The 24,142-nt window shown below is 40.8% G+C and carries 22 protein-coding genes; 13 read left to right on the top strand and 9 right to left on the bottom strand.

Annotation, left to right across the window (positions count from 1 at the left end):
* Positions 1 to 32: 32 nt before the first annotated feature.
* A complete protein-coding gene (locus LC586_RS20400) occupies positions 33 to 221 on the top strand; it encodes a hypothetical protein (RefSeq protein WP_229486530.1) in 189 nt (62 codons plus the stop codon).
* An 8-nt stretch (positions 222 to 229) separates the two neighbouring features.
* A complete protein-coding gene (locus LC586_RS20395; protein ID WP_229486529.1) occupies positions 230 to 1,501 on the top strand; it encodes a protein kinase domain-containing protein in 1,272 nt (423 codons plus the stop codon).
* 65 nt (positions 1,502 to 1,566) lie between these two features.
* On the opposite strand, the gene LC586_RS20390 is transcribed toward LC586_RS20395, so the two are convergent.
* Complete coding sequence (locus LC586_RS20390) at positions 1,567 to 1,785, bottom strand: DUF4327 family protein (RefSeq protein WP_012407469.1); 219 nt, start codon at positions 1,783 to 1,785, stop codon at positions 1,567 to 1,569.
* 884 nt (positions 1,786 to 2,669) lie between these two features.
* On the opposite strand from LC586_RS20390, the gene LC586_RS20385 reads away from it, so the two are divergent.
* The 4 genes from LC586_RS20385 (at position 2,670) to LC586_RS20370 (ending at position 9,309) form a co-directional block, all read left to right on the top strand.
* The gene (locus LC586_RS20385; protein ID WP_229486528.1) at positions 2,670 to 3,068 is read left to right on the top strand and encodes a tetratricopeptide repeat protein; all 399 of its coding nucleotides are present in this window, start codon (positions 2,670 to 2,672) and stop codon (positions 3,066 to 3,068) included.
* A 29-nt stretch (positions 3,069 to 3,097) separates the two neighbouring features.
* On the top strand, positions 3,098 to 6,919 hold the full coding sequence (locus LC586_RS20380) for an FkbM family methyltransferase (protein ID WP_229486564.1): 3,822 nt from the start codon (positions 3,098 to 3,100) through the stop codon (positions 6,917 to 6,919).
* The gene (locus tag LC586_RS20375; RefSeq protein ID WP_229486527.1) at positions 6,916 to 8,589 is read left to right on the top strand and encodes an O-linked N-acetylglucosamine transferase, SPINDLY family protein; all 1,674 of its coding nucleotides are present in this window, start codon (positions 6,916 to 6,918) and stop codon (positions 8,587 to 8,589) included. Before LC586_RS20380 ends, LC586_RS20375 begins: the two co-directional genes overlap by 4 nt.
* Before the next feature lie 87 nt (positions 8,590 to 8,676).
* The gene (locus LC586_RS20370; RefSeq protein WP_229486526.1) at positions 8,677 to 9,309 is read left to right on the top strand and encodes an REP-associated tyrosine transposase; all 633 of its coding nucleotides are present in this window, start codon (positions 8,677 to 8,679) and stop codon (positions 9,307 to 9,309) included.
* 215 nt (positions 9,310 to 9,524) lie between these two features.
* Here LC586_RS20370 and LC586_RS20365 read toward each other — a convergent pair whose 3' ends face one another.
* From LC586_RS20365 to LC586_RS20355, 3 genes are all read right to left on the bottom strand, one after another.
* A complete protein-coding gene (locus LC586_RS20365; protein ID WP_229486525.1) occupies positions 9,525 to 11,735 on the bottom strand; it encodes an O-linked N-acetylglucosamine transferase, SPINDLY family protein in 2,211 nt (736 codons plus the stop codon).
* Positions 11,736 to 11,894: 159 nt separating this feature from the next.
* Positions 11,895 to 12,446 carry a type IV pilin-like G/H family protein gene (locus LC586_RS20360; RefSeq protein WP_229486524.1) on the bottom strand — a complete coding sequence of 184 codons (552 nt, stop codon included), beginning with the start codon at positions 12,444 to 12,446 and terminating at the stop codon, positions 11,895 to 11,897.
* 205 nt (positions 12,447 to 12,651) lie between these two features.
* Complete coding sequence (locus tag LC586_RS20355) at positions 12,652 to 13,218, bottom strand: Uma2 family endonuclease (protein ID WP_229486523.1); 567 nt, start codon at positions 13,216 to 13,218, stop codon at positions 12,652 to 12,654.
* A 211-nt stretch (positions 13,219 to 13,429) separates the two neighbouring features.
* On the opposite strand from LC586_RS20355, the gene LC586_RS20350 reads away from it, so the two are divergent.
* From LC586_RS20350 to trxB, 3 genes are all read left to right on the top strand, one after another.
* Positions 13,430 to 14,125 (top strand): Rpn family recombination-promoting nuclease/putative transposase, encoded by a 696-nt coding sequence (locus LC586_RS20350; protein WP_309143391.1) that lies wholly within the window; start codon positions 13,430 to 13,432, stop codon positions 14,123 to 14,125.
* Positions 14,085 to 14,360 carry a hypothetical protein gene (locus LC586_RS20345; protein ID WP_229486522.1) on the top strand — a complete coding sequence of 92 codons (276 nt, stop codon included), beginning with the start codon at positions 14,085 to 14,087 and terminating at the stop codon, positions 14,358 to 14,360. Before LC586_RS20350 ends, LC586_RS20345 begins: the two co-directional genes overlap by 41 nt.
* Positions 14,361 to 14,493: 133 nt before the next feature.
* Positions 14,494 to 15,864 carry a thioredoxin-disulfide reductase gene (gene trxB, locus LC586_RS20340; RefSeq protein ID WP_229486521.1) on the top strand — a complete coding sequence of 457 codons (1,371 nt, stop codon included), beginning with the start codon at positions 14,494 to 14,496 and terminating at the stop codon, positions 15,862 to 15,864.
* An 83-nt stretch (positions 15,865 to 15,947) separates the two neighbouring features.
* Here the strand turns inward: trxB and LC586_RS20335 are convergent, their stop codons facing one another.
* Both LC586_RS20335 and LC586_RS20330 read right to left on the bottom strand, forming a co-directional pair.
* Positions 15,948 to 16,283, bottom strand: coding sequence for a XisI protein (locus LC586_RS20335; RefSeq protein WP_229486520.1), 336 nt, complete (start codon positions 16,281 to 16,283; stop codon positions 15,948 to 15,950).
* On the bottom strand, positions 16,271 to 16,687 hold the full coding sequence (locus LC586_RS20330; RefSeq protein WP_229486519.1) for a XisH family protein: 417 nt from the start codon (positions 16,685 to 16,687) through the stop codon (positions 16,271 to 16,273). The genes LC586_RS20335 and LC586_RS20330 overlap by 13 nt, the downstream gene beginning before the upstream one ends.
* A 224-nt stretch (positions 16,688 to 16,911) precedes the next feature.
* Here LC586_RS20330 and LC586_RS20325 point away from each other — a divergent pair, with 224 nt between their 5' ends.
* From LC586_RS20325 to LC586_RS20315, 3 genes are all read left to right on the top strand, one after another.
* Positions 16,912 to 17,808, top strand: coding sequence for an ABC transporter permease (locus LC586_RS20325; protein ID WP_229486518.1), 897 nt, complete (start codon positions 16,912 to 16,914; stop codon positions 17,806 to 17,808).
* Positions 17,809 to 17,867: 59 nt separating this feature from the next.
* The gene (locus LC586_RS20320; RefSeq protein WP_229486517.1) at positions 17,868 to 18,077 is read left to right on the top strand and encodes a hypothetical protein; all 210 of its coding nucleotides are present in this window, start codon (positions 17,868 to 17,870) and stop codon (positions 18,075 to 18,077) included.
* 239 nt (positions 18,078 to 18,316) lie between these two features.
* Positions 18,317 to 19,213, top strand: a complete 897-nt coding sequence (locus LC586_RS20315) for an ROK family protein (protein WP_229486516.1) — start codon at positions 18,317 to 18,319, stop codon at positions 19,211 to 19,213.
* Between the two features lie 507 nt (positions 19,214 to 19,720).
* On the opposite strand, the gene LC586_RS20310 is transcribed toward LC586_RS20315, so the two are convergent.
* Positions 19,721 to 20,776, bottom strand: a complete 1,056-nt coding sequence (locus LC586_RS20310) for an FG-GAP-like repeat-containing protein (protein ID WP_229486515.1) — start codon at positions 20,774 to 20,776, stop codon at positions 19,721 to 19,723.
* A gap of 377 nt (positions 20,777 to 21,153) precedes the next feature.
* Here LC586_RS20310 and LC586_RS20305 point away from each other — a divergent pair, with 377 nt between their 5' ends.
* Positions 21,154 to 21,777 (top strand): type I restriction endonuclease subunit R, encoded by a 624-nt coding sequence (locus LC586_RS20305; RefSeq protein ID WP_229486514.1) that lies wholly within the window; start codon positions 21,154 to 21,156, stop codon positions 21,775 to 21,777.
* A 117-nt stretch (positions 21,778 to 21,894) separates the two neighbouring features.
* Here the strand turns inward: LC586_RS20305 and LC586_RS20300 are convergent, their stop codons facing one another.
* A complete protein-coding gene (locus tag LC586_RS20300; RefSeq protein ID WP_229486513.1) occupies positions 21,895 to 22,317 on the bottom strand; it encodes a hypothetical protein in 423 nt (140 codons plus the stop codon).
* 101 nt (positions 22,318 to 22,418) lie between these two features.
* Positions 22,419 to 24,056 carry a CTP synthase gene (gene pyrG / locus LC586_RS20295; RefSeq protein ID WP_229486512.1) on the bottom strand — a complete coding sequence of 546 codons (1,638 nt, stop codon included), beginning with the start codon at positions 24,054 to 24,056 and terminating at the stop codon, positions 22,419 to 22,421.
* Positions 24,057 to 24,142 lie beyond the last annotated feature (86 nt).

Genomic DNA, 24,142 nt, shown 5'->3' with positions numbered 1-24,142 from the left:
AAAAATGGGGAGTGGGGCATAGGGCATGGGGCATGGGTAATAAGAAGAAACAACAATCACCAATTCCCAATAGACATGTCAGCGAATTAACCTCAAAACCTTATAAATCAAGGGTTAAAAGTCAAGGGTTAAAAGCTAATTTACGGATAAGTTTAATGCCCAATGCCCAATGCCCAATGCCCAATGCCCAATGCCCAATGCCTAATCCTCTTAACTTGTAGGTTGTATTGTGGTTAGTCTGACTCTGTTAGAACCGCAACAGAAAACGCCCCTCCAGCAGTGGTGCTTTGAGAACTCTTCCATAATTCGGATTGGTCGAGCGGCAGATAATCATGTTGTTTTAACTGATAGTTTAGTTTCGCGGCATCATCTAGAACTGAGACAAGTAGATTCTGCTGACAATGGCGGTGGTTGGCGGCTGATTAGTCAAGGTACTAATGGGACTTTTCTCAACGGTGTCCTTGTAATTCAGAGTCCGTTACCAGATAATTCCTTGTTGCAACTGGCACAGGGAGGCCCAATACTGCAATTCCAAATTCAGGATGTAACAGTACTAGAAACTGGTGTGCGATCGCAACAAATGCAAGAAACAGAAGAAAACGCCGTTGCAACACTCTACTCAGCCCAAGGTAGATACACTTGCACGCATGAAGGCAACTCCCCAAATAATCTGTTTTGTATCCACTGCGGCCAACCTCTCTCAGTACAACAGAAAATTCGCCATTATCAGGTGTTACGAACTCTCGGACAAGGAGGTATGGGTACTACTTATCTCGCTTGGGATGCGGCTGGTCAAGTTGCGGGTATGCCACAATTGCTGGTGTTGAAGCAAATGAATGCTGATATGGTAAAAATTGCCAAAGCTCAAGAATTATTTGAGCGAGAGGCGTATACTCTCAAATCCCTTAACCATCCGGGAATTCCCAAGTATTACGACTTCTTTGTAGAAGGCGGAAAAAAATACTTGGCAATGGAACTAATCCACGGACAAGATTTAGAGAGATGTGTTTATACTACTGGGCCAGTTACGCCAAGCCAAGCGATCGCTTGGATGATCCAAACCTGCGATATTTTAGAATATCTTCATAGCCAAGAGCCTCCACTGATTCACCGCGATATAAAACCCGCTAACCTGATGGTGCGAAGTTCACTAAATCGCATAGTGGTGCTAGATTTTGGCGCTGTTAAGGAAATTGGCACAGCCCCCGGTACTCGTATTGGTGCAGAAGGTTACTGCGCTCCTGAACAAGAACGAGGACAACCTTTAACTCAATCAGATTTGTATGCAATTGGGCCAACGCTGATTTTTCTGCTCACAGGGGAAAACCCTTTCAAGTATTACCGCCAACGAGGGCGAAACTTCAGGTTTGATGTGGCAAAAGTTCCCACTATTAGTTCCCAATTAAGAGATGTGATTGATCGCGTTACAGAACCATTGCCACGCGATCGCCACCAGACTGCCAAGGAATTAGCTGCGGCCTTAGCTGCTTGCCAAGTTTAGAGAGTGGGGAGTGGGGAGTAGCGAGTGGGGAGTAGTGAATATTAAAAATTCCTATCCCCTATTTCCTATTCCTCATCCCAAGTTTCTACAGCTAGCAATTCACTAACTGGGTCTTGCATACTAAAGCCAAAGTCAAGCAGTTCCTGTTTCCAGTGCTGCCATTCATTACCGTAGAGCAAGGCGATTTTCCAGATGCTATCGCTTGGCTTGATAATGTTCGATTCTATGAGTGATTGCACGTTGCGCTGCAATTTCACCATTGGGTGAATCACTTGCTGAGTCATAACCTCGATTGAATTCAGATTTTGTTGGTAAATACTTAATTAAAACTGCTTCCCATTCTGCAATTGTTGCCGGATCGTAGAGTGGTGTAATTTTGGTAAAGCTAGTCTTAACTTTTTAACTATACCATAACAAACTCTACTAAATTACTGGTAAATTCGCTTTTGTACGGTAATTACCACCACAAAACTCTAAATTCACCAAGCAGTCCTTAAACTTTTTGCAGAACCTGGGCAAAGGTGCAGAGGGAAGGGTTAAGGGATGAAGGGGTAAAAGATGCTTCTGTTTCCCCTTTTCCCTTTAACCTTTCGCCGTCTTCTTGCTTGTAACCTTTAACCACTAGAGTGCAACAGTACCTTTTGTAAGATATCTATTGTGGACAGTGAGCAAAATAATTAGTCGTCTGGGAGGTTGCACTATGTAGTGTGACTGAGCACGACTGGCAAAATTTTATTTGTTTTAATCACGAAAAATATGTGTGCTTGTTGAAGAACTATAGGACACGGGCTAGTTTGAAAGTTTTTGACTGACAGGTAAATTTGCAATTAAGTAGAAATATCTACTGATTCTGTTTATTTAAACGTTATTTACAATATCGCAAACATCTGACTTTAGGCTGAATAATCGCAAATCTTTATATAATCTTAATTTTTCGCCCAGAGAATAAGACTTGGAGGGTTTTGCTTTGAAGGATAGGAGCGATCGCATGGCAAAATTGTCGGTACAGCATAAGCTCACCATAAAGTTTCCTTGTCTTGAGAGTCAGCATTTGAAGTTTGTGTAAAAAATTTATAGCCAAGATGTTAGTTTCTGTTGAGCAGATGGGTAACCTCATAACAGGAGGCTTGCTGATACCTAAGTATTTACCACAGCAAGTATGTGAGGCATGGCTGGTTCGGGGGAAGAATACGTAATTACCCGTAAAAAGCAGATTGAGCGGCGACAAAAGATTGTCACGATAGTGTCGTTAGTGTCGTTTATTGGTTCCACGGTGTTTGCAGTAATCCCAGCAATCCAACAGGCTAGCCAACCTAAGTCAGCAATTGCGTCTCCTTCTGCTGAGTCAGTATTACAGCAACAAGCACGGGGCTACGAGCTGGTTTTACAACGGGAACCAGAAAACCCAACAGCGTTGGAGGGATTGGTAAATGTGCGGCTAAAGTTGAAAGATACTCAGGGTGCTATTCAACCTCTGGAAAAATTGGTGAAGTTACGCCCTGACAGACCAAATTACAAAGTTCTTTTAGAGCAGATTAAGAAAGAAGAGGGAAAGGGCGAACAATAGAGTAGACAGCCAAAAATAATAATATGGATATGAATAACAAAATTGCCGATTCTGAACTTAACCGTTTGATTCCTGCGGAAATTAAAAACGATGAATTTTATGCAGCTATTCAAAGGATTGCTAAAGAAGAAGATATTAAAACAGTTCTAGAAATTGGTTCATCTTCAGGAGAAGGAAGTACCGAAGCATTTGTAACAGGGCTTCGTGAAAACCCTAACAAGCCAATATTGTTTTGCATGGAAGTTTCAAAAAATAGATTTGCTGAATTACAAAACAGTTATAAAAATGAATGTTTTGTAAAATGTTATAATATGTCTTCTATTTCTGTAAAAAGATTTCCTGATGAAAAGGAAATTATTGATTTTTATAATAGCCATCATACTAATCTAAATCTTTATCCTCTGGAGCGTGTGCTTGGTTGGCTGCAACAAGATATTGAGTATGTAAATAATTCTGGAGTATCTGATAACGGAATTCAAACAATTAAACATGAAAACAACATTGATTGTTTTGATTTAGTTTTAATTGACGGTTCAGAATTTACTGGTCAAGCTGAATTAGATGAAGTATATGGAGCCACTTTTATTTGTCTAGATGATATTACAACATTTAAAAACTATACAAATCATCAAAAGTTGCTTGCAGATAAAAACTATGTACTACTTGCTCAAAGTGCTGATGTTCGTAATGGTTACTCTATATTTAAGAAAATTGAGCAAATCGATAACTATTTTTCTCCGCATGAAATATCTGAACAACTGCTAGTTAGCAAAATTGTGCGTGCGGAAATGATGGTTTTTGATGTTGGGGCAAATGTTGGTGACTATTCAATTTTGTTAAGTAAATTAGTAGGATGTCATGGTAAAGTTTATTCTTTTGAGCCAACATTGAGTACTTTTAATAAATTAAAAGAACGATTAACTAACTCAAAATGCTATAACGTTCTTCCATTTCAAAAAGCAGTTTATTCTGATAATACCCAAATCGCATTTAACGAATTTTCAGAGGATTTTTCAGCATGGAATAGTATTGGCAGACCGCAAATGTTAGACCCCCAAGGCTCTGGTCAATATGTCCCTATTGTCAATACTGAAATTGTCGAAACAATTACGCTCGATTCTTTTTGTAAAAACAACGGTATTAAAAAAATTGATTATTTAAAAATTGATGTTGAAGGAGCAGAAATTGATGTGCTACAGGGAGCGACTGAACTATTAATAAAAAAAGATATTTATTTTATACAATTTGAGATATCGCAAAAAATGTTGGAGGGATTAAACCGCAATGCTCAATCTAGTTTTGATATTCTGATTAAACATGGTTATGAGTGCCATCGTATAAACAGAAATGGAGATGTTGGAGAAAAAGTAACAAATTCTGATTCTTTTTATGAAAATTATATTGCTTTTCCCTCTTTACCAATTCACTTTTTTACCATAGTCCTCAATGGTCAACCATTTATCCGTTACCACATTGAGATATTTAAACAACTTCCTTTTAAATGGCATTGGCACATTGTCGAAGGTGTAGCTGAATTAAAGCACGATACTGGATGGAGTCTGAAGCTGGGTGGATATATAAACGATGAAATCCATCATAATGGTCATAGCAATGACAGTACAACAGAATACTTAGATGAATTAACGCAGCAATATCCCGACAATATTACAGTTTATCATAAGCCAGATGGTGTGTTTTGGGATGGCAAACGGGAAATGGTTAATGAGCCATTGTTGAATATAAATGAAGAATGTTTACTATGGCAAATAGATGCAGATGAGTTATGGACAGTCGAGCATATTTCTACTGCACGACAGATGTTTATTGATAATCCGGAGAAAACTGCTGCTTTCTATTGGTGCTGGTATTTTGTAGGAGAAAAAATAATTATCAGTACTCGTAATTGTTACGCCCAAAATCCCAGACAAGAGTGGTTGCGAACCTGGAGATATAAACCAGGATTAATGTGGATAGCACATGAACCACCAAGGCTAGAAGAACCTTTGCCAAATGGCCAATGGCGGGATGTTGCAGCAGTAAATCCTTTTCTGCATCAAGAGACTGAAAAGCATGGTTTAGTTTTCCAACATTTTGCTTACGTAACACCAGAACAATTACGCTTTAAAGAGCAATACTACGGTTATAGCAATGCTGTTTCACAGTGGAAAGCTTTGCAGGAAACAACTAAATTTCCAGTTCTGTTACGCGAATATTTTTCGTGGGTAAGAGATGAAACAATGGTTGATACCGTTGAATCATGCGGTATAGTACCAATTGCACAGAGAGAACTTAGCAACAATGGTTGGCGATTCTTGCAACCAGATGAAGTGCAGCAACAAGTTGTACAGATTAAGAAACCAACACCAATAATTCTGGTTGACGGTGTATTTTTCCAACTTTACCAAACTGGTATTGCGCGTGTCTGGAAATCATTGTTAGAAGAATGGGTAAACAGTGGGTTTGCCAAGCATCTCGTTGTACTTGATCGCGCTGGAACTGCTCCCAAAATTTCCGGTATTAGATATCGCAGTATTACACGTTATGACTATAACAATACTAATGCTGACCGGGAAATGCTACAGCAAGTTTGCGATGAAGAAAGCACAGATTTATTTATCTCTTCTTACTATACAACGCCGATTACAACGCCTTCTGTGTTCATGGCATACGACATGATTCCAGAAGTTATGGGATGGGATATGGATAATCCCATGTGGCGAGAGAAGCATCAGGGTATTCAATATGCATCTGGTTATATAGCAATTTCAGAACATACAGCACATGACTTGGCACGCTGTTTTACTGACATACCTATAGAGTCTATTACTGTTGCTCATTGCGGAGTTAGCAGTACTTTTTCACCAGGAACATCTGAAGAGGTTAATGCTTTTAAATCAAAATACGGGATTACAAAGCCATACTTTATTTTAGTTGGTGGTGGAAGTGGTTATAAAAATAGTATTTTGTTCTTCCAAGGTTTTTCAAAACTTGTCAATAGCTATGGATTTGATATTATCTGTACAGGAAGCGGCGGTTTATTAGCACCTGAGTTTAGAGCCAACACATCCGGTAGTATTGTTCACATGCTGCAACTCAGTGATGAAGAGTTAGCAACAGCTTACTCTGGTGCTGTAGCACTAATCTATCCTTCTAAATATGAAGGTTTTGGAATGCCTGTGATTGAAGCAATGGCTTGTGGTTGTCCAGTTATCACCTGTCCTAATGCCTCCATTCCAGAAGTAGCAGGAGACGCAGCAATATATATAAATGATGATGATGTGGATGAACTGGCAAATGCGCTCTGTGAGGTGCAAAAGCCTAGTATTCGCAACTCATTAATTACTGCGGGTTTGGGACAGACTAAAAAATTCTTATGGTCAAAAATGGCGCAAACGGTAAGTTCTGCCTTGATTGATGCTACCCTCCTGTCTTTAAACCTCAAGGAGGTCAATTTCATTATTTTCCCAGATTGGTCGCAACCAGAAGAGTTAATTGGTTTAGAATTACAACGAGTGATGAAGGCGGTAGCAACTCATATCGATAGTAAAAAAACTACCCTACTTATTAATACTGCTAATATTGCTGTTGAGGATGCTGAACTGTTTTTATCTAGTGTGGTTATGAATCTTTTGGTGGAAGAAGATTTAGATATTACTGAAGGGTTAGAAATTTCTCTAGTCGCAAACTTGGCTGATATTCAATGGAAAGCTTTACTATCTCGCATCCAGGCAAGAATTATTTTGGAATATGAAGATATAAACGCGCTGAACCAAGTAAAAGCAGAAACTTTGACATCTTATGAAATAGAAGACTTTAGCGAAGTACAAGCTGAACAGTTTTTTTTTGTTTGAGCAATAAATTATTCTGTGAGGGAAAATGGCAAGAAGCGATCGCACAATATCAAAAACTCATAGAAATCGAATCAAGGAATGTAGATATTTATTGGAATTTAAGCCATTGCTATAGACAATTAAACCTGCTATATGAATATTTTAATACTCTCCAGCAAGGAATTAAGCTTTACCCTACAGATGGAAGGCTACATTTTTCATTAATCATTGATTTACGGAGGAATGGACGTATTCAAGAAGCAATATTAAGTGCAGAGAATGCTGCTAACTACTTACCTGATGATTATACTTTTCAAATCCTCAAATATTTAACAGTTCCATCAATATACGAAAATCAAGAGGAAATTAACTTTTATCGCCAGCGCTTTACTCAAGGACTGCAATATTTAATTCAGCATACGTCTCTTAAAACTATAGAATATCAACATAGTGCTTTAGCAGGTATAGGTCGCCTCACTAACTTTTACCTATCATATCAAGCACAAAATGATATAGAGTTACAACGTCAATATGGCAAGTTAGTACATGAAATTATGGCTGCTAACTTTCCTCAATGGTGTGTACCTCTATCGATGCCTAAACTTCAGCATCAAGAAAAAATTCGCATTGGTTACGTTTCGCATTACCTGCATTCTTATAGTGGAACACTTTGGTTAACAGGTTGGTTGCGTCAGAGCAATCATGAAAGCTTTGAAATCTACTGTTATTACACAGGAAATGAACCAGATAAAGTTACCAAACAATTTCAAGAATATAGTGATGTTTTCCACCATATTCCTCATAATTTATCAGCAGTCTGTGAACAAATAATTGCTGATAAGCTGCACATTTTAGTTTTTCCTGAAATTGGAATGAATCCGCAAACTATGCAAATGGCAGGTCTGCGGCTTGCGCCTGTGCAATGTACGGCTTGGGGACATCCGGTAACAACTGGCTTACCCACAATTGATTACTTTTTATCCAGCGAGTTAATGGAATCTGAAAATGCTCAAGAGCATTATTCAGAGAAATTAATTCGCTTGCCTAATATTGGCGTTTCTTATCCTAAACCATATATTCCACCAGTTATCAAAACTCGCTCAGATTTTCAGCTACCAAATGATGTAGTCATCTATTTATGTTGCCAAGCTCCTTTCAAGTATCTACCGCAATATGATTTTATTTTTGCAGAAATAGCTCGACGTGTTCCACTGGCTAAATTTGTGTTTTTGCGTGGTACTTTACTTCAGCCACGGCTAAAGCGTGCTTTTGCTGCGATCGGTTTGAACAGCGAGGATTACTGTGTATTTCTCGGTATTCCAGAGCGACTAGACTATCTAATGATTAACTTACTTTCAGACGTTTATCTAGATACATTTACATGGTCTGGTGGTAATACTACCTTAGAAGCGATCGCTTGTAATCTCCCTATTGTTACCTGTCCAGGAGAATTTATGCGGGGTCGTCACTCTGACAGTTTCCTGAAAATGCTAGGGGTAACAGATACTATAGCTGAAAACGAAGCAGAATATATCGAAATTGCTGTCAAATTAGGACTAGATCAGGCTTGGCGAGGTACTATTGCAGAAAAAATGAGCCAAAATCATGATCGTCTCTTTGATGATAAAGCTTGTGTCGCAGGTTTAGAAGCCTTTTATAAAGAAGTTTGTAGTAAGCATTTCAGTGCTTAAATTTGTAATTACAAAGGAGGAGGACTAAAGTCCTCACTACGAACTTTTGAATTGTTTGTAGTAAGCACTTTAGTGCTAAAAAAATCTATGTATGAATATCATAAGCTTACAGCAGAGCAAAAAGCTGAACTAGTTAAATATCGCTTAAGCCAGGGTTATCCACCCCACTCTCCACCACATCCTGTACAAGATAAGCAATTTTATTTATTAACGGCAGCTTGTTATGAGCATCAGTGTCATATACACACTGAATTTCGTCGTCAGCAATTGCTAGATATGATTTTTGATAAGTTTGGTGGGAGTGGAAATGAAGAGATGAGCGCTTCAGCGCTCACTACGAACTTAAGAATTTGTGCTTGGGTTGTTTTGCCTAATCACTATCATCTACTAGTTCAGGTTGAAAATTTTGATGTATTGAGTGACTTATTTCGCAGAATACATGGTGCGCTTTCTCGCCAGTGGAATATAGAGGACAATATTACTAAGAGAAAAATTTGGTATCGTTGGAGCGATCGCGCTATTCGCTCGGAAAGACATTACCATACAACTGTTAACTATATTCATTACAACCCAGTTAAACATGGTTTAGTGAAATCTCCTTACGACTGGGTTGAAAGTAGTGTTCACTGGTATTTACAAGCTTGTGGACGGCAATGGCTGCGTGATTGTTGGACTCAGTATCCAGTGCGGGATTATGGTAGTGATTGGGATAACTTTTAACTTTAATAAGTAAGTGGGCAAGAATAAATCAAACTATGTTATGCAATGTAAAATTAATTTAATTGGCTTGTAGTAAGGGCTTTAGCCCTATTTTCAGGGCTGAAGCCCTTACTACAAACCTTTAATTATTCACGCCTAGTCTTTGATACATCACCAACAACTTTTAAAACATGGTCTTAGAGGTTATTTTGAGCGCTCAAGCGCTCACTACGAGCTTATTTTACCTCAATATATCTTTGCCACATTTCCTTGTAAGCCTTCTCCATCTCACGGGTAAACTGCTTACCATTCCAGAGGGGTGCTGTTTGCCGAGATGCTTTCAGTTTCAAAACCACCTGCTGGCGTAAAGCTTCATCTTTCCCCAAGCGCACACCCCACTCTATATATTCTTCATCTGTCCAAGCAATACCTTCTGTCACACCTACATTCATCATCATGGTGTAGCTATTACGAGCGGCAAATTGCTGTCCAACTCTGGTTACTAAGGGGATACCCATCCAGAGTGTTTCTAGGGTTGTTGTAGCTCCGTTGTAGGGAAAAGTATCTAATACAACATCAGCAATAGTTAAATTTGCTCGATGGACAGCTTCAGAGGAATCTTGAGGCAAAAACCGTAAGCGATCGCATCCTACACCCTCTTCTTCTGCGATCTGCATAAAAAATTTCTGCACAGCTTCAGAATCCGCTAACCCTTTAATCAAGAAATAGCTATTAGGAACTTCTTTGATAATTTTCATTTGCAGTCTTGCTGTATCAGGGTGACGCTTAAATCCTCTCTGAGCGCTGAGGTAAATGACAGCATCATTAGAAATATCTAAAGAATCCCGCCGTAGAGTTGGTATACCCACCTCAAAACCATCTACTGCTATGTAGGTTTGGGGCAATCTCCAGATTTTTTCTGTATAGTACTCCTGAGCAGATTCTGGCAAAACATAAGGATCAGCAATAAAGTAATCGACTGCTGGTATTCCCGAAGCATCCCAACCCAACCATGTTACTTGCACAGGTGCGGGTTTTAGCGCCATGATTTCACAAGTTACATCTAGAGTGATGCTATCCAAATCTATTAAAATATCAATTTCATCTTGGTAAATTTTTTCAGCAATATCTTCACTATAAATTCCACCTTTATAAGCTTGAGTGAATTGCTGAACATACCATTCTTGTAGCGGATCGTTTATCTGTTTATAATTTATAAAATATCCGTACATATCAAATTCTTCGCGGTTATGATGTTGAATCAACCACCGCGCCAACCAGCCGACTGAATGCCTAGATAAACAATGCGACAAATATCCAATTTTTAGCTTGCTATTTCGCCCTTTAGAAGTTCGCTGTTGATATCGTTGTACTTCTTCGCTAGCATAGTTTTCTACATTCATCTGACAAAGACTAGCAATTTGATTTTGAATATATCTATTTTTTTGAATATTATCTTGCAAATATGGGGCGAAATAGTTGGAATTAAATAGATGTAGAACCTGTTCTGAACTCAAATTTAGAAATTTTTCTTCTAACAGTAACATCATCATATTTTGCTGCTGTTGGAAAACTTCACAGGCTTCTTCCCAAAAAGCAGGACAATCCATTAATCCTCGATGTAGTAGATGTATTGCAAAAATTTTATCAATTAATGTATTTGATAGTGAGTAGCATAATTTTGCTACTTCTATCCCTTTAGAATAATTATTGGCTTTGAGATAAAAAGCACCCAGATGGCGTAAGATTGCTAGGTTTTCAGGTTCGAGACGTAAAAATAGCTCTAGGAGTAACGCCGCAAGTTTCGGTTGCCGCATTGAATGGGCAATTTTAACTGTAGCTGGAAGCAAAATATTAATGAAAGATTGAGGCTCGTGAACATGAGCTAGACAAGCTTCTGCAAATGCTGGAACTGCGGGATGTAAAGGATCGTAATTGAAAATACTTTCCAACACCTGCAACAATAGCTGAATATCTACAATTGGTTCTGACTGAATTAAGTCAATCACTCCTAGAGAAGTTAATTCATCATCAATAAGCGTTTCCTGTTTGATAGCTAGCTCAATCAAATACAACAGATTGTTAACATCCGTGGGATTTATTTCCCGGATATGCTGGCGAATTGCCCAAGCAATTTTATAGTCTGCTAGCGTCTTTCTGCGTTCAGCTTCGGTTTGCAGAACCTGTATCAATTCAATCGTCCACTGATCAACTTCTTGAACTTCTCCTTCACCCATACCCACCAGCCAAGTCATCTGTGCTTCTGTCTCTTGTCCCTGCAATAGCAATATTAATCCTAAGTTCCAGTAGTGAGATTTCACTTCTGGTTCTGTTTCAATAGCTTGCTCATAATAGTTAGCAGCTTGACTGTAGTTGCCTTTAATGAAATATTGTTGCGCTTGCTGCTCTAAGGAGGTGATATCAGTATGAAGTTGTACAGAAGTCATAACTAAGAATTTTTAGGAGAGTACTATTGCAGGGATTTAAACAACAATTCAGAATTTATTCTGACTGCTGAATTCTGTTTTGTTAAAACAAAATTAAAGTGGGTAGTACATACTACCCACTCCATGAATGTTTCAATCAATTTGATACAACTAAGGATTCTACTTAGATTTCAGTGGTACGAAGCTTGTTGGACAAGATGCTTCTCCATTGCTATCATAATTAGGGTTTGCGGTTGAACCAACACCAACTTCCTCAGCCTCACACAAAACTGCCAAAGTCGTTGCTTCACTAGTACCTGATTGTATAGACAAACTCACAACACCTACATAGGATTTAAGTGGTGCTTTCAAAGACCTACCATTATTAGCAACGCCAATGTTAGTACCGGTGGTCGTTGCATTTCCAGCAATTTCGTATACGTAGTTCTCAGTTTGGCTTTTAATACCCATCCCTAATGAATTCAGCCCGGTAGTGAATGTACCATTTTCTAGGAAATATGCTTGTTGAGCGCGGTTCATAGAACCAGAGTACTGTTTAGCTTCTGACTGCTTACCTTTGTTAGCTTGGTTCAAGAAAGAAGGTAGAGCAATAGCCGACAAAATCCCGATAATAATAATTACTACTAATAATTCAATAAGTGTGAAACCTTCGTTTTCCTTCTTTTTGTTGAGGATGTGTTGGAGAAACTTTGCTTTCAATTCGGTTTTCATAAGTGTTTTCCCGGGTGTAGGATGTGGTTGTGTGTTCTAGATATAACTTACCCAACTGCGATCGCTTTCCTATCACCTTCAGAAAAAAAATTTGGAGAGATACAGTTACAGAATCCAGAATCCTTGCATTCTAAATTACACAAACATTACTAAGCCCCTGGTGTTGACCAAGGGCTAGATTCTCAACTTCGATTGTGGAAGTGCCTTATTCAAACTCAGGTGGCCACAACTCTGATATTGCCAGATCCCAACCTGGTAGCAAGTCTGGTAGTGTGAGCATGTCGCCATTCTGCAATACCACTGAAGCTTGGTTTAATCGATAAACCGTTACTGTCAATTTATCAGGGTCAATCAATATGCCGACTGTAGACCCAAGTTGCAAAAATAGCTGAATCTTCTCTTCGAGCGGTTTGATTCTGTCGTTTTTAGATTTAATCTCAACCATCAAGTCTGGAACTAACTCTACAAAGTCGCGCTTAGTCTTCTTGAGTCGGTCAGCCCAAACAAAAGACACGTCAGGGGCACGCAGGTTTCTTTTTTCCGAGTCGTCCTCTTCTATTCTAGGTAATATGAAGCCTGCGCTAGAGCCAGTCACTCGCCCTAGCTTGCGCGACATTACCCAAATATTCAAGAAGGTACTCAACCGAGTGCCAATTTCCTCTGACTCGTAATCTGATGGCCCCATAACTATGATTTTCCCCTCTACCAGCTCCATCTGCCATTCTGGATGCTCGGTTTGTAGCTCCTCTAAGTCTGTAATGGTGAAAGACATAATATTACAGAAAATACTCTTATATATATCATAAGTACCGCACTCTAAGAAAGCTACAATGTATTGTATTCAAAAAAAACGCCTGCATAGTTTGCCATTAGTAGCATCAATGAAAACAGATGTAATTTTTTATGAACTTATCAAGGAACTACCACAGATATTTTTTGAACTTATTGATAAACCTGATACTAATCCCAATATCTAAACATTTATTGCACCTGAAATCAAACAACAATCATTTCGTCTAGACGGGTTATTTGCTACTGTCAAGGGATTTGAAAATGAACCTTTATACTTTGTAGAATTACAAACCTACAAAGATGAAGAATTTTACGAACGACTTTTTGGGGAAATTTTTGTTTACTTTCGTCAATATAAACCCGCAAACTCAGACTGGTACGCAATTGTTATCTACGATCGCCGCATTCATGAAACCCCACCTCACCCGCGCTATCAGGCTTTAGTAGAACAACATCTACGCTGCATTTATCTGAATGAACTTTCGACTAGTACTGAAGATTCATTGGCGATAGGCATTGCCAAACTATTTATAGAACCACCTACTAAAGCTACTTCCTTAGCTCAAGAGCTAATCAATCAAGCTAGAGAAAAATTAACGGATGAAAACATTCAAAAGAAAGTGCTAGCATTTATCCAAGCCATTGTATTTTATAAGTTTCCCAATCTTACCTTAGAGGAAATTGAAGCCATGCTGGATTTAGATGCATTCAAAAATACTCGATTGTACGAGAGTATCGTGGCAAAGACAAAGCCGAAAACAGAACTAGAAACAAAATTGAAATTAGTCCCAAAATGTGTTGATAAAGGTATGAGTATTCAAGAAATAGCAGAATTTTTAGAACTAGATGTCGAAACTATCAAGAAATATCTGCAAGAACAGTCTTAGTGGTTCAGAATATCGGGACTTACGCAACTGCTACATACATATATTAGGAGCAATTGAAACCATGTTTGATTTAGATGAATTTACAATTACTCGATTGTACAATAACATCTGGGAAAAGAGTAGATTGAAATTAGCCCCAAAACTTAGTGATAAAGGTATGAGTATTCAAGAAATCGCAGAATTGCTAGAAATAGATGTTGAAGTTATCAGGAAATATCTGCGAGAAAACTTTTAGCGGTTAAGAGCATCTTTGGCAAGTATTGAACCCGTAGTACTGTAGGCGTTTTCCCATCGCTCTCTATCTGAGGTAGCCAATCATAATTTGTTATGCTATATTAAGCGTAGTCGTTATGAGTTCGTATATTTTCATGACTAACCCAACTGTAGAAAACTTGGTAATTATCGGTTCTGGCCCAGCAGGCTACACATCTGCTATTTATGCCGGACGCGCTAACCTGAAACCCGTTGTATTTGAAGGCTTCCAAGCCGGGGGATTACCTGGTGGGCAATTAATGACAACGACGGAAGTTGAGAACTTTCCAGGGTTTCCCCAAGGGATTACCGGGCCGGAACTGATGGATCAGATGAAGGCTCAGGCGGAGCGCTGGGGGGCTGAACTATATACTGAAGATGTTATATCAGTTGACTTGAGTCAGCGTCCATTTACAGTGCGATCGCAAGAGAGGGAAATAAAAACCAACAGCATCGTCATTGCTACGGGTGCAACTGCAAAGCGTTTGGGTTTACCCAACGAACATGAATTTTGGAGTCGTGGTATTTCCGCTTGTGCAATTTGCGATGGTGCGACACCGATTTTCCACGGTGCAGAATTGGCTGTAATTGGTGCTGGCGACTCGGCGGCGGAAGAGTCAATTTACCTCACCAAGTATGGTTCCAAGGTAAATATGTTGGTACGCACCGATAAAATGCGGGCTTCTAAAGCCATGCAAGACCGCGTTTTGAGCAACCCAAAAATCCAGGTGCATTGGAACACAGAAGCCGTGGATATCTTCGGTAATGGTCACATGGAAGGGGTGAAAGTCCGCAATACCAAAACTGGTGAAGAGAGCAAACTGCACGCTAAGGGTTTATTCTACGCCGTTGGTCACAGTCCCAATACCTCTCTATTTAAAGGTCAGTTAGAACTGGATGAAATAGGTTACGTTGTCACTAAGCCGGGTTCTGTAGAAACCAGTGTAGAAGGCGTTTTTGCTGCTGGCGACGTGCAAGATCATGAGTTTCGGCAAGCAATTACGGCTGCGGGTACTGGCTGTATGGCGGCGATGTTGGCAGAACGTTGGTTGTCATCCAGTGGCTTGATTCAAGAATTCCATCAACAGCCAGAAACAGCCGTTAATGAATTAGAACATCAGCCAGCCAAAAAGACTGAAGCCGAGGAAGAAGCTGGATTTAACTTGGATGCGACGCGCCATCAGGGAGGTTATGCTTTACGGAAATTGTTCCATGAAAGCGATCGCTTACTCCTTGTTAAATACGTCTCTCCTGGTTGTGGCCCTTGTCATACCCTGAAGCCGATTTTAAATAAAGTGGTGGATGAATTTGATAGCAAAATTCACTTTGTGGAAATTGACATCGACAAAGACCGAGATATTGCTGAAAATGCTGGTGTGACAGGAACGCCAACGGTTCAATTGTTCAAAAATAAGGAACTGGTGAAGGAAGTCAAAGGTGTGAAGCAAAAGAGCGAGTACCGCCAGTTGATTGAAAGCAATCTTTGAAAAAGTGGGTATTGGGGACTGGAGAAAACTCTGCCTAATATCTAATACCCGCTACAATTCGCTTAAGTGGTAGCCTTAATAAGTTAGGCAATAGCATATCCTGTGTGTTGCCTAACATTTGGCGGGTGAAATCCCAAGACAATTTTCTCTTTAGGAATTCCTGCTGCTACTAATTCGTAGGTAACACCATCTTCTGTATCATCCCGTTGCACCCAAATTTTGCCATCAATAATATCAATATGAACTAAGCAACCGTGAATTCGTTTAATACCATCCCAGCCTAAAGTTATCAGCAAATAGCTGTCGTTTTCGCTATCAAACACTGCTTTACATTCAATAGCTGCGTGCGAATAAGGAATTTGTGTGTAAGGAACTAATACCTCTTTGATGATATGTTGATAATTATCTAAGGTATCCATTGAATAATCTTCTCCGTTTCTGGATTAAAAACGAGTAACTTGAGATTCTCAGTTTCTATTAAAAGTGTACCAATTGGTTCCTCAAACAAAGCTGTAAATACACTGTCGCGTACTGCCAAATATAATATTCTTTTTGGTTCCAGGCGATCGATAACAGCACGATACATGATAAATCCCCCAATAGCATCTTTGAGGTCTGCCATTTCAGAGGGACTAACAAAACTTTTAATTTCTACAGCTATTTTTTTACTTCCTTGTTCTGCGGCTAAGAGTTGTTTAGCTCCTAAATCTACATACATATCTTTTTGACCCCACTTTAAATGTAAGGGGTCGTCTGTAATTATCCAGCCTTCTTTAATTAAGGCATTCTTAACAGCGTTATGATAAATATCTCTTGCAGGCATCTCAAAGTATATTAAAATCTTTCTTTACTTAAAATCATTTACCTTTGTGGTAACACTTGGCTAGTAATTTATCTCTAGCAAAAGAGGGCATAATCTCACCTCTACCTCAGTCTAGCTCTATATCTACCGTGAAGCAGCCGGACTTTTATTCACGATGTTTACGCAATCCCCTATCTGATATGTAAAATAGTCAGCGTATCTTGCTTGCTCCAGGCGATCGCTTTATGTCCATTACAAAACGGCGACTACCAACATTTTTACAGTTTGGCAACAGTCTCAATCTTTCGCAAAAACTCATGCTCATCGGGTTAGCTATTACCCTCTTTTTCGTCTTCCTGGCATTTTTCGCTCCCGTATTCCAGGCTTGGGGATGGCTGCAAAACCCTAAAGATTTTCTTTCTAATCCAATTCACGAGCCACCCTCAGCTAAACATTGGTTTGGTACTAGTCGTTTGGGCTATGATGTGTTCTCCCGCACACTGTTCGGCGCTCAAGCTGCTTTGCAGGTGGTGATTTTAGCAACAGCGCTGAGTATGATTATTGGTGTGCCTTTGGGGATGTTGAGTGGTTATCTCGGCGGTAAATTGGATAAAGTGTTGCTGTTTATTATGGATAGCATCTATACTCTACCGGGACTACTGCTGTCTGTGACACTGGCGTTTGTGGTGGGGCGTGGGATATTAAATGCTGCGATCGCTATTAGCATTGCCTACATCCCCCAATATTACCGCGTTGTTCGCAACCACACTGTGAGTGTGAAAACTGAAGTATTCATCGAAGCTGCTCAAGCAATGGGCGCTTCTACTTGGGTTGTGCTTTCTCGTTATCTGTTTTTCAACGTCATTCAAAGCGTACCCGTCCTATTCACACTCAACGCTGCTGATGCGATTTTGGTGTTGGGCGGTTTGGGTTTTTTGGGGCTAGGACTTCCCGAAGAAGTGCCAGAATGGGGACATGATTTAAAGCAAGCCTTAGAAGCTCTACCTACTGGAATTTGGTGGACTACACTTTTCCCTGGTTTAACCATGACATTCATGGTGGTAGGGTTATCACTACTTGGTGAAGGGTTAAATGAATTTGTCAATCCCCGGTTACGAAGAGAAAATAGAATCCGAAAGTAGTCATTGGTCATTAGTTTTAGACAAAGGACAAATGACAAATAAACAATAGAGAGATTTGTATGAAAGATAATCTAACGTTAATTGCTGCTGCTACTGGCGGGTTTATCCTTTCCGTTGCTCTTGCTGGTATCTTAAGAGGTGCGCCAATTACAGCTTGGCAAGAGCAATCGAGTGTTCGTACTACAACTGTTGCTAATTTACAGAGAGCGGAGTTGAAAGCCCCGCGTCTTAAGATCGGTAATGAAAACGACTCGCACTCAATAGAATAGATAGAAAATTTAGATTAGAATTTTTTCGCGCTAAGAGGCTAAGTACAGATTTGCGGAAAATAATGGCGAATTTAGGGGTGAAATTTAAACGCAGAGGGGAGGCAGCGCGTTGCGGGGTTCCCACGGCAGTCGCTCATGGGGGAAACCCCCAAGACCGCGCTGCCTCCCCGTTGTAGCGACTGCCGTCGCGCAGAGGTAAGCGCAGAGGCTACGCAAAGGTTTGGTGTGAGGATTTTAAAGTGGTGAGTTCTCAAGTAATTGGCATTGATGTGGGGGGAACGGCAATTAAGCTGGGGCGTTTTACACCCGATGGTACTTGTCTGCAATCTTTGACTGTGGCGGCTCCCCAGCCGACGACACCGGAGGCGGTGCTGGCGGTGATCGTAGATGCGATCGCTCAAATTGATCCAGATAATCAAGCTGTTGCTATTGGTGTTGGGACTCCTGGCCCATCTGATGCAGCAGGACGCATTGCCAAAATCGCCATTAACTTACCTGGATGGGTCGATGTGCCTTTAGCAGGCTGGTTAGAAGCTAAAACTGGCAAACCTACTGCGATCGCTAATGATGCTAATTGCGCTCTTTTGGGAGAAGCTTGGTTGGGAGCCGGTCGTCACTTTCAAAATCTGATTCTGCTAACTTTGGGGACTGGGGTTGGTGGCGCGATTATCCTGGATGGCAAACTGTTTGTTGGACATCAAGGAGCAGCTGGGGAATTAGGTTTAATTTCATTAAATCCTGATGGCCCAATTTGTAATAGTGGCAATCAAGGCTCTTTGGAACAATATGCTTGTGCTACTGCAATTCGCCGTCGCACTCTCAAGGAACCTGTCGAATTGGGTTTTCTTGCCCAACAAGGAGATACCGCAGCATTGACTTTTTGGCAAGAATATGGTAAATATTTGGGAATTGGTTTGACGAGTTTGATTTATGTACTCACACCGCAAGCGATCGTCATTGGTGGTGGTATAAGTGGCAGCTTTGAGTTTTTCTTACCAGCAGTGAAGGCAGAAATTGAGAAGCGAGTGCAGCCTTTATCACGGGTGGGTTTACAAATATTGCCAGCGGAGTTAGGCAATTTTGCTGGGATAGTAGGTGCAGCAAAGTTGGCATGGCAACACTATTCGGAATTTTAGCTTAAACAATAAAGTTGCCCCACGTCTCATCCGTCAGGGGAGTGTGAGGCAACTTTATTGTGTTGAATGTGGCTTTCAGCTACGCTCCCCCAGCCCGCAATACGCTTCGGTTAACGTTTTCATATTTTGAAGATCCCCCCAACCCACGCCAGTCGCTCCACTTGGGGAGACCTCAGACGCTCGATAGCGAAGCGGTAGCGACGTAGGAGCGTCTGACTCGCTAACGCTGCGCTATCGCTTTTAGCGTCTCCCCTTCTCACATTGGGAGAGGCTAGCGCCAAGGGAGAAGACCGCGCTGGCTCCCCTGAAAAAGGCTTGCTCCTAACCCTCTTTTACCCCCTTTTTAAGGGGGTCGCCGTAGGCGGGGGGATCTTAACCGAACCGTATTGCCCCAGCCCGAACTTGTGAAAAAGTTCTCAACTTGTGTAGTGTATACTACTGAAAGCCATTCAGAGCAATACTTTTAGGCTACTTGGCACTAGATGACAGTTTCTCTAGGTTTAGCCCCTATACGAGATTCACAAAGTTCCCGTTCACCGCTGAGGCATCCGTCAACGCTATGCCTGAATTAAAGATGCCGTTTCCTTTGGACAGATATACTTCAGCATCACGAACACCATCGACCCATGCACCTTTTTCTTGGCGGATGAAGTCGCTTAAGCCGTCGCCATTGTAGTCTCCTGCAATCAGATTCACAAAGTCCCCGTTCACTGCTGAGGCATCCGTCAACGCTATGCCTGAATTAAAGATGCCGTTTCCTCTGGACAGATATACTTCAGCATCACGAACACCATCGACCCATGCACCTTTTTCTTGGCGGATGAAGTCGCTGAAGCCGTCGCCATTGTAGTCTCCTGCAATCAGATTCACAAAGTTCCCGTTCACTGCTGAGGCATCCGTCAACGCTAGTCCCGCATTAAAGGTGCCGTTTCCTTTGGACAGATATACTTCAGCATCACGAACACCATCGACCCATGCACCTTTTTCTTGGCGGATGAAGTCGCTTAAGCCGTCGCCATTGTAGTCTCCTGCAATCAGATTCACAAAGTCCCCGTTCACTGCTGAGGCATCCGTCAACGCTATGCCTGAATTAAAGATGCCGTTTCCTCTGGACAGATATACTTCAGCATCACGAACACCATCGACCCATGCACCTTTTTCTTGGCGGATGAAGTCGCTGAAGCCGTCGCCATTGTAGTCTCCTGCAATCAGATTCACAAAGTTCCCGTTCACTGCTGAGGCATCCGTCAACGCTAGTCCCGCATTAAAGGTGCCGTTTCCTCTGGACAGATATACTTCAGCATCACGAACACCATCGACCCATGCACCTTTTTCTTGGCGGATGAAGTCGCTTAAGCCGTCGCCATTGTAGTCTCCTGCAATCAGATTCACAAAGTTCCCGTTCACTGCTGAGGCATCCGTCAACGCTAGTCCCGCATTAAAGGTACCGTTTCCTCTGGACAGATATACTTCAGCATCACGAACACCATCGACCCATGTGCCTTTTTCTTGGCGGATGAAGTCGCTTAAGCCGTCGCCATTAAAGTCAGTTTTATGTTGCATAGCTGTTTTTCTTGATTAACACACTACCAAAGTTGCACATAGTAATATTGCAAGATAAAGCTATAGCAATCCGATTTGATTTTTCAAACAGTCTAAGTATACTTAGGGTGCATTACGTTTTCCTAATACACCCTACGTCTATTTCAAAAATCAAATAGGAGTCCTATATGTAAAATTACGGCTGAGTTTTAGGAATTATGCAATCGGTTACAAACTTTTACATTCAGTAGATCACAAACTTTCGGAAACTGACGAGGAAATAGGGTTTGTCCGATCGCGAGTCAGGAGGTAAACAGCATTCGTTTAAAAGCGATCGCTCCTTTTTAAAGATATATTCTTTGATTTTTGCGATTAAACAACATTCAGGATTTTAAATTATGGTTCAAACAATTTCAGCTAGAGATATCAGTCTTTACGAATTAGAAGAAAAATTTGGTTTACAACTTGCCACAGACACCAACTTCTTTGCAGAGTGGACAGAAATACCAACTCTGACTGATGGTGAAAAGCAAGCGATCGCACGAGTAAAAAGCAACTATTTAAACTTGAGTAAGCACCGTCTGATGTCAGAAGAGGCGGTAAAGATGGTAGTGCTGTCTCCTTTACTCGATTTAGCTGGATTTTATCAACCTCCTTTTGAGATTGAAACCGAGACTTCTGTTGAGATTTCTGCTGAAGACGAAAGCTTTATCGTTAAAGGAAACATTGATGTTCTTGTCATCCAAAAACGTTTTTGGGTACTTGTCATCGAATCTAAAAGCAGTAAATTTGATGTGATGGCAGCCTTACCTCAAGCACTCACTTATATGCTTGATTGTCCAAATCCTGCACAACCGACTTTTGGTTTACTAATCAACGGTAGAGAATTTGTTTTTATCAAATTGATTCAACAAGAACATCCTTGGTATGCACGATCTTATGCGCTATCAATTGAACGCGATTCAGAACTACAGCAAGTACTCAGTGTATTGAAGCGCCTTGGAGAATTAATCGGGGATTAAAACCTCACCCCCAACCCCTCTCCTTACTAAGGAGAGGGGAGATGAAGCACAGCTTTATCGGGGTGAGGTTAAGCTATACATCACGCTTATTACGAAACGCTATATTACTAATTAATACTAAGACAAAGAATATCCTGTTGCTTTCTTAACGTATTTCACGACTTTTTCATAAGATTCAGGATTACTTACAGGGTTGATGATGATGGGAATAGTGCCATCTGGCAACCAAAAAGTTATCCTGCCATTCGGTTCATGACAAAAAGAACTGATGCAGTTGAGATTAATTACATATTCGTTTTTATCGTAATAGATTTTTACCCAGTGGGCATGATCTAATTCTAATCCAGTCACACATTCTAAATAATCGAGGATCTTTTGATAATCTTCCAAGCTATTTTGCGGGTTAATCACTATCGGAATGGCACTATCGGGTAACCAAAAAGTAACCCTGCCATTTAGTTCATAACAAAAAGCATGGACACGTTCAAAATTCACTACATATTCTCTCCTTTCGTAAAGGATTTTCACCCAGTACGCCACAACATCTCCCCAAGTCCGAAATTTACGAATGATGCACCCTGTATGTCCAAATCTACTGAAGCCCTAAGTTAATGTTGCAATTAATTTTGAATTTTGAATTATTAAGACACCTCCAATGGTGTTGGTGTACCTGAAATTGAAAGAGAAAGAGCGATCGCTGCTTGAATAAACCCTTTAAATAAAGGATGAGGGCTACTGGGGCGCGATTGAAATTCTGGATGAAATTGGCAAGCAAGAAAGAATGGGTGCTTGGGTAATTCCACAATTTCAACTAAACGTCCATCGGGAGAAGTACCACTGATCACATAGCCAGACTTTAATAACAAATCGCGGTAAGTAGTGTTGAACTCATACCGATGTCGATGTCGTTCATAAATTACATCTTCTTGATAAAGCTTGAAAGCCACTGTATCAGGAAGAACACGACAGGGATATAGCCCTAAGCGCATTGTACCCCCTAAATCGACTACTTCCTGCTGTCCTGGCAATAAATTAATTACCGGATCAGTTGTATGAGGGTCAAATTCAGCACTATTAGCACCTGTTAATCCCCCTACGTGCCTGGCCCATTCAATCACAGAACATTGCATACCCAGGCATAAACCCAAAAAGGGAATTTGGCGATCGCGGGCGTATTTAATAGCGGCAATTTTGCCATCCACCCCCCGAACCCCAAAACCTCCTGGCACAACTACCCCATCGACACCTTTAAGATAAGTTTCGGCTGGTTCAGTTTCCAAATCTTCTGAATTCACCCAACGCAGGCGCAGTTTGCCATAAGTGGAAATTGCAGCATGGTTTAATGCTTCCACTACAGATAGATAAGCATCACTTAACTGCACATATTTACCAACAATGGCAATTTCTAGTTCATGCTTGGGACTATGTAACCGTTGTACCAAGGTTTGCCACTGCGTCAAATCTGGTTTGCGCTGTTCCATTTGCAGCAAGTTCAGCACTTGTTCTGCCATTCCTTCCCGTTCTAGATTCAGGGGTACTTCATAAATACTTTTGGCATCTTGAGAAGTGATGACGCATTCTTCCGGCACATCGCAAAATCCCGACAATTTCTGCTTTAATCCCTTGGGTAAGGGGCGATCGCTCCGACAAACTAAAATATCTGGTTGAATGCCAATGGATCTGAGTTCTTTAACTGAATGCTGTGTTGGCTTCGTTTTCATCTCACCCGCAGAGGCAATCCACGGTACCAACGTTACGTGCATGTACAGCACATTCTGCCGCCCCACCTCTTTGCGGAACTGGCGAATTGCTTCCAAAAATGGTAGTGATTCAATATCTCCCACCGTACCGCCGATTTCTGTAATTACTACAGATGGGTTTGTACTTTTAGCAACTCGCAAAATCCGCTCTTTAATTTCATTAGTAATATGAGGAATAACCTGTACTGTGCCGCCATTGTAGTCTCCGCGTCGCTCTTTATTGATAACTGCCTGGTAAATCGAGCCAGTAGTTACACAATTCAACCGCGACATTGAGGTATCGGTGAAGCGTTCGTAATGCCCCAAGTCCAAATCTGTCTCCGCACCATCCTGGGTAACGAATACTTCCCCATGCTGAAAGGGACTCATTGTTCCAGGATCGATATTGATATAAGGGTCGAGTTTGAGAATCGACACGGAATATTCGCGCGACTTGAGCAAACGCCCTAGACTTGCTGCTACAATGCCCTTACCAATACTGGAAACTACGCCCCCAGTTACAAAAATAAACTTAGTCATACTAGTTTGAATTTCTAACAACTTCTAAAAATACATCCCGTCATTGTGCCACAGTTGTTGTGGTGTAATCTTGTGTGATTGAGCTT

It is taken from the genome of Nostoc favosum CHAB5714, assembly GCF_020829495.1.
Lineage (GTDB): Bacteria > Cyanobacteriota > Cyanobacteriia > Cyanobacteriales > Nostocaceae > Nostoc > Nostoc favosum.
The sequence above is the reverse complement of the archived record's forward strand: the minus strand, read 5'-3'. Positions and strand labels throughout refer to the sequence as shown.